The organism is Streptacidiphilus sp. MAP12-16 (genome assembly GCF_041262165.1).
Classification (GTDB): Bacteria; Actinomycetota; Actinomycetes; order Streptomycetales; family Streptomycetaceae; genus Streptacidiphilus.
In genome coordinates this window covers 143850-155342 of the sequence record NZ_JBGCBY010000021.1, presented here as the reverse complement: position 1 = coordinate 155342, position 11493 = coordinate 143850, and the positions used below count along the sequence as shown (strand labels likewise).

At 69.9% G+C, this 11493-nt stretch carries 11 protein-coding genes; all 11 read left to right on the top strand.

Going from position 1 to position 11493, the window contains the following annotated elements:
* The first annotated feature begins 184 nt into the window (after positions 1 to 184).
* The 11 genes from ABIA33_RS26125 to ABIA33_RS26075 all read left to right on the top strand — a co-directional run bounded on the left by ABIA33_RS26125 (position 185) and on the right by ABIA33_RS26075 (position 11463).
* Complete coding sequence (locus ABIA33_RS26125) at positions 185 to 793, top strand: CDP-alcohol phosphatidyltransferase family protein (RefSeq protein ID WP_370084935.1); 609 nt, start codon at positions 185 to 187, stop codon at positions 791 to 793.
* Between the two features lie 85 nt (positions 794 to 878).
* The gene (locus tag ABIA33_RS26120; RefSeq protein ID WP_370084934.1) at positions 879 to 3380 is read left to right on the top strand and encodes a sugar phosphate nucleotidyltransferase; all 2502 of its coding nucleotides are present in this window, start codon (positions 879 to 881) and stop codon (positions 3378 to 3380) included.
* A gap of 222 nt (positions 3381 to 3602) precedes the next feature.
* Positions 3603 to 4439 carry a DUF881 domain-containing protein gene (locus ABIA33_RS26115; RefSeq protein ID WP_370084933.1) on the top strand — a complete coding sequence of 279 codons (837 nt, stop codon included), beginning with the start codon at positions 3603 to 3605 and terminating at the stop codon, positions 4437 to 4439.
* Positions 4436 to 4768: a small basic family protein gene (locus ABIA33_RS26110; RefSeq protein ID WP_370084932.1), complete on the top strand. Its 333-nt coding sequence runs from the start codon at positions 4436 to 4438 to the stop codon at positions 4766 to 4768. Before ABIA33_RS26115 ends, ABIA33_RS26110 begins: the two co-directional genes overlap by 4 nt.
* A gap of 189 nt (positions 4769 to 4957) precedes the next feature.
* The gene (locus ABIA33_RS26105; protein ID WP_370084948.1) at positions 4958 to 5836 is read left to right on the top strand and encodes a DUF881 domain-containing protein; all 879 of its coding nucleotides are present in this window, start codon (positions 4958 to 4960) and stop codon (positions 5834 to 5836) included.
* Positions 5837 to 6284: 448 nt separating this feature from the next.
* Positions 6285 to 6809 carry an FHA domain-containing protein gene (locus tag ABIA33_RS26100; protein WP_370084931.1) on the top strand — a complete coding sequence of 175 codons (525 nt, stop codon included), beginning with the start codon at positions 6285 to 6287 and terminating at the stop codon, positions 6807 to 6809.
* A gap of 60 nt (positions 6810 to 6869) precedes the next feature.
* Positions 6870 to 7616, top strand: coding sequence for a MerR family transcriptional regulator (locus ABIA33_RS26095; protein WP_370084929.1), 747 nt, complete (start codon positions 6870 to 6872; stop codon positions 7614 to 7616).
* A gap of 106 nt (positions 7617 to 7722) precedes the next feature.
* Positions 7723 to 8196: a bifunctional nuclease family protein gene (locus tag ABIA33_RS26090; RefSeq protein WP_030266489.1), complete on the top strand. Its 474-nt coding sequence runs from the start codon at positions 7723 to 7725 to the stop codon at positions 8194 to 8196.
* Positions 8197 to 8420: 224 nt separating this feature from the next.
* Positions 8421 to 9092 carry a MerR family transcriptional regulator gene (locus ABIA33_RS26085; protein ID WP_370084928.1) on the top strand — a complete coding sequence of 224 codons (672 nt, stop codon included), beginning with the start codon at positions 8421 to 8423 and terminating at the stop codon, positions 9090 to 9092.
* 66 nt (positions 9093 to 9158) lie between these two features.
* A complete protein-coding gene (locus ABIA33_RS26080) occupies positions 9159 to 9869 on the top strand; it encodes a vancomycin high temperature exclusion protein (protein WP_370084927.1) in 711 nt (236 codons plus the stop codon).
* 70 nt (positions 9870 to 9939) lie between these two features.
* The gene (locus tag ABIA33_RS26075) at positions 9940 to 11463 is read left to right on the top strand and encodes a DNA polymerase IV (protein WP_370084926.1); all 1524 of its coding nucleotides are present in this window, start codon (positions 9940 to 9942) and stop codon (positions 11461 to 11463) included.
* The last annotated feature ends 30 nt before the right edge of the window (positions 11464 to 11493 follow it).

Genomic DNA, 11493 nt, shown 5'->3' with positions numbered 1-11493 from the left:
CGCCGATGGTACTGCAGGGGGGACCCTGTGGGAGAGTAGGACGCCGCCGAACAACCATTGACAGTAAGCCCCCTGACCACCGGTCAGGGGGCTTACTGCGTTCCAGCCGCCCCGGGGCGGGGTGCCGGCTCTTCGGCCGGGTAAAGTCGCCGTATATAGTCCGTTCGCTTCAGGAGGCCCCCGGGTGGAGGTTCAGGAGACACGCGTCCAGACCGACCGTGTGCTCACCATCCCCAACGTGCTCAGCATGGCGAGGCTCGTTGGCGTGCCCGTGTTCCTGTGGCTGGTGCTGTGGCCGGTGTTCGGAGGGCCCAAGAACGACGGCTGGGCCATCGCGATTCTCATGGCCAGCGGGGTAAGTGACTACCTTGACGGCAAGCTGGCTCGCAAGTGGGGGCAGATCAGCCGTCTGGGTCAACTTCTCGACCCTCTTGCCGACCGCCTGTTCGTGCTCTCCACGATCGTGGGCCTGACCTGGCGCGGGATCATGCCCTGGTGGCTGACCGCGTTGTTGCTGGGTCGAGAGGTGTTCATCGCGGCGTTGCTGCCGGTGCTCAGGAGCCACGGCTACGGGCCGCCCCAGGTGAACTTCCTGGGGAAGGCGGCTACGTTCAATCTGATGTACGCGTTCCCGTTGCTTCTGCTCACCGAGACGCATGGCTGGCTCGGAAGTGTGGCATCAATCATTGGATGGGCGTTCGTCTGGTGGGGTACGACGCTCTACTGGTGGGCAGGGATCCTGTACGCGGTTCAGACCCGACGGCTCGTCCGGGCGGGTACCGCAGCCGACTGACCCCGGGGCCCCGTGGGGTGCCTGGTCCGAGGGCCGACGGCGGACGACACGTCCCACCCGAGGCCACAAGGAGGAACCACCCGACATGAAGGCCGTTGTGATGGCCGGCGGTGAGGGCACGCGCCTCCGCCCTATGACATCGAGCATGCCCAAGCCCCTGCTTCCGGTCGTGAACCGACCGATCATGGAGCATGTGCTCCGCTTGCTGAAGCGTCACGGGCTGATCGACACCGTCGTGACAGTGCAATTCCTGGCCTCGCTCGTCCGGAACTACTTCGGAGACGGCGAAGAGCTGGGGATGAACCTCACCTACGCGAATGAGGAGACCCCGCTCGGAACCGCCGGCAGCGTCAAGAACGCGGAGGACGCGCTCAAGGACGACTCGTTCCTGGTGATCTCCGGCGACGCTCTCACGGACTTCGACCTCACTGAGCTGATGGAGTTCCACCGGTCGAAGGGCGCGCTCGTCACGGTGTGCCTGACCCGGGTGCCCAACCCGCTGGAGTTCGGCATCACCATCGTCGACGACGAGGGCCGGGTCGAACGCTTTCTGGAGAAGCCGACCTGGGGCCAGGTGTTCTCGGACACCGTGAACACCGGCATCTATGTGATGGAACCCGAGGTCTTCGACTACGTCGCCGCGGACACCTCGGTCGACTGGTCCGGGGACGTCTTCCCGCAGCTCCTCAAGGAGGGGAAGCCGATCTACGGCTTCATCGCCGAGGGCTACTGGGAGGATGTCGGCACGCACGAGAGCTATGCGAAGGCCCAGGCGGACGTTCTGGAAGGCAAGGTCGATGTCGATATCGACGGCTTCGAGATCTCGCCCGGCGTCTGGGTGGCCGAGGGTGCCGAGGTGGACCCCGAGGCGGTGCTGCGCGGTCCGCTCTACATCGGCGACTACGCCAAGGTCGAGGCCGGGGTCGAGCTGCGCGAGCACACCGTGCTGGGCAGCAACGTCGTCGTGAAGCGCGGTGCGTTCCTGCACCGGGCGATCGTCCACGACAACGTCTACATCGGTCCGCAGTGCAACCTGCGTGGCTGTGTCATCGGGAAGAACACCGATGTCATGCGCGCTGCGCGGATCGACGACGGGGCGGTGATCGGCGACGAGTGCCTGATCGAGGAGGAGTCGATCATCGCGGGCAATGTCCGCGTGTACCCCTTCAAGACCATCGAGGCCGGTGCGGTCGTCAACACCTCGGTCATCTGGGAGTCCCGCGGGCAGGAGCACCTCTTCGGCGCGCGCGGCGTCTCCGGGATCATCAACGTCGAGATCACACCCGAGCTGGCCGTACGGCTGGCAGGTGCCTACGCGACCACCCTGAAGAAGGGCGCCACCGTCACGATCGCCCGTGACCACTCGCGTGGCGCCCGCGCCCTCAAGCGGGCCATGATCTCGGCTCTGCAGGCCAGCGCGATCGACGTCCGCGACCTGGAGAACGTTCCGATGCCGGTGGCCCGGCAGCAGACGGCGCGCGGCAGCGCCGGCGGCATCATGCTGCGGACGACACCCGGCGTACCGGACTCGCTCGACATCCTCTTCTTCGACGAGCGCGGCGCGGACCTCTCCCAGGCGGGTCAGCGCAAGCTGGACCGTGTGTACGCGCGCCAGGAGTACCGCAGGGCCTTCCCCGGTGAGATCGGCGACCTTACCTTCCCCAGCAGCGTGTTCGACTCCTACGCGGGCACCCTGCTCCGTGCCGTCGACACCAGCGGGGTCCCCGAGGCCGGGCTCAAGGTCGTCATCGACGCCGCCCACGGCAGTGCCGGTCTTGTTCTGCCGAGCATCCTCGGGCGGCTCGGCATCGAGGCGTTGACCGTGAACCAGGGGATGGACGAGGCGCGGCCGACCGAGTCGGCCGAGGATCGGCGCGCCGGCCTGATGCGGCTCGGCGAGATGGTCGCGTCCTCGCGGGCGGCCTTCGGGGTGCGCTTCGACCCGGTCGGCGAGCGCGTCTCCCTGGTCGACGAGCGGGGCCATCTGATCGAGGACGACCGGGCTCTGCTGGTGTTCCTCGACCTGGTGGCGGCCGAGGGACGCAGCGGCAAGGTCGCCCTCCCGGTGACCACGACCAGGATCGCCGAGCAGGTCGCGGCGTACCACGGTACCCAGGTGCTGTGGACCACGACCTCGCCGGACGACCTCACCCGCGCCGCCTCCGCCGAGGGCACGATCTTCGGCGGTGACGGCCAGGGCCGTTACGTGATCCCCGAGTTCAGCGGGATCTTCGACGGCGCCGCGGCCTTCGTCCGGCTGGTGGGCCTGGTCGCACGCACACAGTTGACGCTGAGTCAGATTGATGCGCGGATCCCCAAGGCGCATGTCCATCGCCGCGACCTGGCGACTCCTTGGTCGGCCAAGGGCATGGTGATGCGATCCGTGGTGGAGGCCGCCGGCGACCGGCATGTCGACACGACCGACGGCGTCCGGGTGGTGGAGCCGGACGGCCGCTGGACGATGGTCGTTCCCGACCCCGCGGAGGCTGTCACCCACCTGTGGGCGGAGGGCCCTGATGACGCCTCCACACAGGCCCTGTTGGACGAGTGGAGCGCGGTGGTCGAAGCCACCGAGCGTTTGAGCTGACCGAATCAGGAGTTGTGGGCCGGTGCGTCACCGCACCGGCCCGCGAACGCAGTCGGCAGTGCGCCGGCACGGCGGAGAGTTTGTCACGATCCGGTGCCGGGTTCGTCCTGCGGGACGCGAGTTGCGTCAGTGAACGCGATCCGACATGCGACGATGTGGCCCATGTCAGCCACAGGGACGGATGGTGAACGGGCAGCGCAGTACGCGCGGACTGACGCATCCATGTCGCTGTTGACCAACGTCATGGAGCACAGCCTCGACGAGGGCTACGCGGAGGCGGCGCGGACACGTGGGGCGTACGGCTCCAGCCGGATGCCGACGACGCTCCGGGGCAGGCTTCTGCTCGCGCTCGGACTGGCACTTCCGGCTCTGGTGCTGACCGTCGGGGCGGTGCAGGTCAGGGCGTCCGCGCCGGTCGCCGCGAAGGAGCGCCAGGCGCTGATCCAGCGGGTCGACACCGAAACGGCCAACGCCGACCAGGTGCAACAGGAGGTCAGGAGGCTGCAGGCGCAGATCGCCGACCTCGGACGGCAGCCCACAGGCGGCGGCGGAGCGTCCCAGCTGGGGCAGTTGGGCCTGGTGACGGGAACGGTGGACGCCTACGGGCCGGGACTGAAGGTCGTGCTGGACGACTCGACCGCCGCAGGTACCGACGGCGGCACCAACCCCCGTACCGCTGCCGGTTTCGGTGACACCGGCCGAGTGCGCGACCGCGACGTCCAGTTGGTGGTCAACGCACTCTGGCAGTCGGGCGCCGAGGGTGTGGCGATCAACGGGCAGCGGCTGACCTCGCTGTCGGCGATCCGGGCGGCCGGTGACGCGATACTGGTCGACAACCGCCCGCTCGTGCTCCCTTACACCGTCCTGGCGATCGGGGGCGGCGGGCTGGAGAGCGGGTTCACGCAGAATGTCTACGGCGGCATCTACCTGAGCCGGCTGCACCAGGACTACGCAATCAGATACAGCATTACCGCACAGGACCGTGTCGACCTGCCTGCAGCTGCCAGAAGCGGCCTGCTGTACGCGGTGCCGACAGGCAGGGGAGGAGCAACACCGTGATCGCCGTTCTTGGCCTCGTCGTCGGGGTCGTCGTCGGGCTGGTGGTCCAGCCCGGCATTCCCGCGGCCGTGGTGCCGTATCTCCCGATCGCCATCGTCGCCGCGCTGGACGCGGTGTTCGGAGGGATCCGGGCGATGCTCGACGGGATCTTCGACGACAAGGTGTTCGTCGTGTCCTTCCTCTCCAACGTGGTGGTCGCCGCGCTGATCGTGTTCCTCGGTGACCAGCTGGGCGTGGGCTCGCAGCTCTCCACCGGGGTGGTCGTCGTGCTGGGCATCCGGATCTTCTCCAACGCGGCCGCGATCAGGCGGCATGTGTTCCGGGCCTAGCGGGGTGCACCCGGTGGTCCAACCGGGTAGGACGGGTGGCAGGATGATCGGCGCAGGTCGGGAGCGGCGGGAGTACAGGTGAGTCAGGACGAGGAGCCGGTGGGGGAGCACGTCGCCCCCACGCCGGAGCCTGCCCTGCCGGACGGGCCTGCCCTGCCGGACAAGCCTGGCGTGCCGGACGGGCCTGGCGTGACGGATGGGTCTGGCGCGACGGACAGGCCTGCACCGACGGACGGGAACGATGCCGACGAGCCGCGGCCCGAAACCGCCCCCGAGCACCGGTCTGAGTCCGAGTCGCAGCCCTCCTCTTCCTCCGCTGCCGCGGCTACCGTGCCCTCCGTGGCGCTGACCGGTCGTCAACGGCTGCGCGCCGCGCTCTGGCCGCCGCGGCTGTCGCGGGGGCAGCTGGTGGTGGCCCTGCTGCTCTTCTCGCTGGGCCTGGGCCTGGCCATCCAGGTCCGCTCCACCAGTACCGAGAGCCAGCTGCGCGGTGCCCGGCAGGAGGACCTGGTGCGGATCCTGGACGAGGTCGACGCCCGGCAGCAGCGCCTGCAGAGCGAGCGGCAGCAACTGCAGCAGTCCCTCGCCACGCTGCAGAACAGCTCGCAGCAGGCGAAGGAGGCGCAGATTCAGACTCTTACCAAGGAGCAGCAGTTGGGCGTGCTGGCCGGCACGGTCGGCGCGACCGGTCCGGGGATCGAGTTGACCATCAAGGACCCCGGTGGCAAGGTCCAGGCGGATATGCTGCTCAACACTTTGGAGGAGCTGCGCGCGGCGGGGGCGGAGGCGGTTCAGATCAACGATGTGCGAGTCGTGGCCAACACCTGGTTCTCCGACGGGACCCCCGGAACCGTCGAGATCGGCGGCAAGCCGGTCTCGGAGCCGTACCGCTTCACCGTGATCGGCAACTCACAGGATCTCGATACGGGCTTGAACATCCCTGGCGGGGTCGTGCAGTCGGTCGACAAGCTGCAGGCGAGCGCGATCGTCACCGAGCAGAAGGCACTTGCGGTGACCGCTTTGATCCCGCTCAGCACCCCTGGCTACGCTCACTCGGCGCAGCCGTGAGGGCGCCCCGGGCCGATGACGGCCCTCTCGCCAGCAGGTCTCAACCCAACTCTCAACTATCGTCCATGATGGCTTCACCCTGCCCGTCGGGCAGGCTCGTGTCACGCAAGGGGAATCGTCCGTGAGTCTGTTCTCGAAGCTGTTCGGTCGGAAGTCCCCTCAGGGTGCCGTCGAGGCCCCCACGGCTCGGCACCGCAGGGCGGACGAGGAGGCGCGGACGCAGTCCGTGCCGGGAAGCGTCGTACCCGGAATGCGGGGCGCCGCGGAGAACGAGGCGTTCGCGCCGGTGCAGGACGGTCCGTTGTACCGCGGCGACTCGCGACACGCGGAGGCGGACGGTGGCGGCCGCATAGCACCTGAAGCGGTACCCTCAACCTCGGGTGGAGGGTTTGGAACCGATCCGTATTCGCAGGCTGCGGCAGGCGATCCGCGACAGGAGGCGGCAGGCGTGACGGTGTGCACCCGGTGCGGGAACAGCAATCCTGAGGCGAGCCGCTTCTGTTCCAACTGCGGTGCGCCGCTGCGGGCCCGCGGCTTCGCCGAGCGGCCCTCGGAGACCACGTCCACGATCTCGATCTCCGGCCTCGAAGCCTACGAGCCCGAGGTGTCCGCGCCGGTCACCCCGGCGATCTCGCCGGAGGCGCAGGCCGCGGTGGACGCCCTGCCCCCGGGCTCGGCGCTGCTGGTGGTCCGTCGCGGCCCCAACTCGGGCAGCCGCTTCCTGCTGGACACCGAGCTGACGACGGCCGGCCGGCACCCCGAGAGCGACATCTTCCTGGACGACATCACCGTGTCCCGGCGGCATGTCGAGTTCCGGCGCACCGCTTCGGGCTTCGCCGTGGCCGACGTGGGCAGTCTCAACGGCACGTACGTCAATCGGGAGCGCATCGACGAGGTGCCGCTGAGCACGGGTGACGAGGTCCAGATCGGCAAGTACCGGCTGGTCTTCTTCGAGAGCCGCAGGGGGTACTGACCCGGCGGGCCCAGCAGCCTTCAACGAAGATCAGCCGGGTCCGGCGGCCATCACGGAGGAGTGGGTCCTGTGCAGGGCGAGAACGGTGGATCCGAGGCGGGCAGGCAACTGCTGAGCATCGGTGCGGTACTCGGTGTGCTGCGTGACGAGTTCCCCGAGGTGACGATCTCCAAGATCCGGTTCCTGGAGGCGGAGCGCCTCGTGGAACCGCAGCGGACCCCGTCCGGCTACCGCAAGTTCAGCCGCGAGGACGTCACCCGGCTCGCCTACGTGCTGCGCATGCAGCGGGACCACTACCTGCCGCTGCGGGTGATCCGCGAGCATCTCGACGCGATGGACGCGGGCGAGGAGCCGCCGGTGCTGCCCGGCGCGGAGCAGCCGGCCATCGGGGCACCGGTCCTGGCCGACCAGGTCGCGCGGGACGCGGTCCTGCCGGGCCCGCGACTGGGCCGGGCGGAGCTGCTGGCCGCGGCCGGCGTCGCCGAGCAGCAGCTCGCCGATTGGGAGTCGTACGGGCTGGTGGCGGCGACTGCCGACGGCGGCTTCGACCCGGAGATGCTGCAGGTCGCCCGGCTGGTCGCGGAGCTGGGCCGGTTCGGACTCGAACCTCGGCACCTGCGTGCGGTGAAGGCCGCCGCCGACCGGGAGGTCGGATTGGTGGAGCAGGTGGTTGCACCGCTTCGGCGGCACCGGAACCCCCAGACGCGCGCCCATGCGGCGGCGTTGGCCCGGGAGCTGGCGACGCTGTCGGTGCGGCTGCACGCCGCGCTTGTGCAGGCCGGGCTGCGGGCCCAGCCGGGGCTCTGAACCGTTCCTCCCGAGAAGCTGTGAGGAAGCACACTGATCCAGTTCGGTATCGCCCAGAAACCGGGAGAACTGGAGTATCGGGGCGTAGCGCCCTAGGGTTGCCACTGTGAACGAGCTAGACGTCGTGGGTGTCAGGGTGGAGATGCCGTCGAACCAGCCGATCGTGCTCCTGCGCGAAGTCGGTGGCGACCGGTACCTCCCCATCTGGATCGGCCCGGGTGAGGCCACCGCGATCGCCTTCGCCCAGCAGGGGATGACACCGGTACGGCCGCTCACGCACGATCTCTTCCGGAACGTCCTGGAGGCGGTGGGCCAGCAGCTCACCGAGGTCCGTATCACCGACCTGCGCGAAGGCGTGTTCTACGCCGAACTGGTCTTCGCGAGCGGCGTGGAGGTGAGCGCCAGGCCGTCCGACGCCATAGCGCTCGCGCTGCGCACCGGGGCACCGATCTACGGGAGCGACGGGGTGCTGGACGAGGCCGGGATCGCGATCCCGGACGAGCAGGAGGACGAGGTCGAGCGGTTCCGCGAGTTCCTGGACCAGATCTCGCCCGAGGACTTCGGCAGCAGCAGCCAGTAGTCCCGAACGAGTGGTCCCCACTGCGGGCCCAGTGGCCATTCAGGGCCCCGTACCCCCGACAAGGGCACGCTAAACCACTCGTCAGGGCGACATCACCCGGCATGCCGAGCGTGGCGATCGTTGACGCACGTCTGGCAACTGCCTACCGTCGGGTGTGGACGTCCTGGGGTATGCCACCCGCACCCTCGGCGACGGTTCCGCGAGACGACTGGACGGAGGGCCGCGTGAGCAGCACCGGCGACAGCACGGCCGCAGGTGGCTCCTGCCCCATCCATCCCGGGTTCCGCAGCCCCGGCCGGTCGGCGCGGACCGCGCGGGTCGGTTGGGAGGCCGTCACGGCCATGGTGCCGGAGCAGGACAGCTCCGGCGCGGAACGGGACTCCGTCCCGCCCGGCCCGACCTCGGGTCTGATCGGCTACCGGGGGCCCACCGCGTGCGCCGCTGCCGGGATCACCTACCGCCAGCTGGACTACTGGGCGCGCACGGGCCTGGTGGAGCCGACCGTCCGCGCGGCCGGTGGGTCCGGTACGCAGCGGCTCTACGGCTTCATGGACGTCCTGCTGCTCAAGGTCGTGAAGCGGCTCCTCGACGTCGGCGTGTCGCTGCAGAGCATCCGGGCTGCGGTCGTCCATCTGCGTTCCTGCGGTGTGGCGGACCTGTCCGGGATCACGCTGATGAGCGACGGTGCGACGGTGTATCAGTGCACCTCCCCGAACCAGGTCGTGGAACTGTTCCAGGGCGGGCAGGGCGTGTTCGGCATCGCCCTCGGGGCCGTGTGGCGAGAGCTGGAGAGCTCGCTGCGGCGGCTGCACGGCGAACGCGCCGACACCGGCGAGACCCTGGTCGGCTTCGACCCCGCCGACGAACTCGCACGTCGCCGCAACCGCGCGGGCTAGGCCTGCGTCCGCAGTCGTCAGAGCCCTGAGGACGCCGGGGCGGGGACGACGTGCGGGAGGACTTGAATGTCGGCGGGTCTGCGGCGGGTGCTCCGAAGGTTCCGGGAAGGGTTCGGAGCGTGGCTCGGTCGGGTGCTGCGGACCCGGCAGGGGCAGCGGCGGGCCGTCCAGCTCGCCGGCGCGCTGGCGGTGGTCGCACTGCTGCCTTCGACCTGGCTGTACCTGGACGCGGCACAGCGCCTGCGCACGGTCGCCGACGCGCCCTCCGCGCCCGTCGCCGTGGTCTTCGGCGCGGGACTCGACCAGGGCAGGCCCACGCCGTATCTGGCGCACCGGCTGGACGCCGCGCTGCAGCTCTACCGCGAGGGCAAGGTGCGTGCATTCCTGGTGACCGGGGACAACGGGCACATCGGCTACGACGAGCCCGACGCGATGCGCACGTACCTGGTCGGTCATAGCGTCCCGCAGGAGCGGGTGGTGCGCGACTACGCGGGATTCGACACCTGGGACTCGTGCAGCCGGGCGCGGCGGATCTTCGGCGTGAACCGGGCGATCCTGGTCAGCCAGGACTTTCACATCCGGCGGGCGATCGCGCTGTGCCGGGCGGCGGGCGTGGACGCCTACGGAGTCGGGGTCGCCGAGCCGCACGACACGACCTGGTACTACGGCGGAGTCCGGGAACTGCCCGCTGCCGGGAAAGCCCTGATCGACGTGCTGTTCACGCCCGACCCGCACCTGCTCGGACCGCAAGTCACCACGCTGGAGCAGTGGCGCTGACAGCCGCAGTCGGCGCGTCGTCCCCAGGCGGTCAGGTCGCACTGTCAGTGCTGTGGGCGATGATCGACGCATGCGGTCCGTGCCGTCGATCCTCCACCTCGACATGGACGCCTTCTTCGCAGCGGTGGAGCAGGCGTCCAAGCCGAGCCTGCGCGGAAAACCCGTGGTCGTGGGCGGTCTCGGCGGTCGGGGCGTGGTCGCCACCGCCTCCTACGAGGCCCGGCGCTTCGGGGTGCACTCGGCCATGCCGATGGCGCAGGCTCGGCGGCTGTGCCCCAACGCGGCATTCCTGATCCCCCGGTTCGAGCTCTACCGGCAGGTCAGCGACTTCGTGATGGGACTGCTCCGGGAACTGTCACCGCTGGTCGAGCCGCTCAGCCTGGACGAGGCGTTCGTCGACCTGGAAGCCGGTCCGTACGGGGAGCTGCTGCGCGAGAGCAGTTCGGACGAGGGTGCGGCACTGGTTCGGGCCCTGGGCGAGGACCTGCGGGCGGACATCCTGGCCGAGGTCGGGCTGACCGCCTCGGTCGGACTCTCCGGAACCAAGTTCCTCGCCAAGATCGCCTCCGAGCAGGCCAAGCCCGACGGCCTGGTGCTGATCGAGCCGGGCCGGGAGCGGGAGGTACTGGACCCGCTGCCGGTGCGCGCGCTGCCCGGCGTCGGCCCGGCGACCGCCGAGACCCTGCGCCGCCTCGGGCTGACCCGGGTCTCCCAGGTGGCGGCGACCCCCGAGGACGAATTGGTGCGGCTGCTCGGTCGTGCGCACGGCGCGAGCGTCCACGCGCTGGCGCTCGGCCTTGACGAGCGCGCGGTCGTGGCGGAGCGGGACGCCAAGTCGGTGTCGGTGGAGGACACCTTCGAGGTGGACCTGGCAGACCGGGAGCGGATCAGGTTCGAGCTCGACCGGCTCGCCGACCGCTGCGTGCGGCGGCTGCGTAGTGCGGCGAAGTCGGGGCGGACCGTGGTGATCAAGGTACGGCGCTTCGACTTCTCCACGCTGACCCGATCGGAGACGCTGCCCGCGCCCACGGACGATCCGCTGGTGATCGCGGGGGTGGCCCGGCGGCTGCTGGAGCAGGTCGAGCTCACCGGGGGAGTGCGACTGCTGGGCGTCGGCGTCTCCGGACTCGCGGACTTCACCCAGGAGGACCTGTTCGCCCAGGCCCAACGCGAGGCAGAGGAAGCGGCGGAGGCGTCGGCGGAAGCGGAAGCGGCGGAGGCTGAGGGAGACACAGAAGCAGCGCGCGGCACGGCGGCCGGCACCGCAGGGGCCGAAGAGGCGGACAGTGGCGCTGCGGCGGCCTACGGCGGGCCTGCCGGCCCCCGGGCGTTCCACCCGGGCGCCTTCCCCGGCGCCGCGGGGGACACCGGCGCACGGCGGTGGATGCCGGGACAGGACGCGCACCACGTCGAGTACGGGCACGGCTGGGTGCAGGGCAGCGGTGTGGGCCGGGTGACGGTGCGCTTTGAGATCCCCTGGTCAAAACCTGGCCGGGTCCGCACCTTCGCGGTGGACAATCCCGCGCTCGATCCGGCGGAACCGCTGTCGATCGCGCGCGCCGATCGGGAGGAGAGCGCGGGCGGAGACGGGTGAGGGGAGACGGGCAGTTCGCCCGTCTGCCCT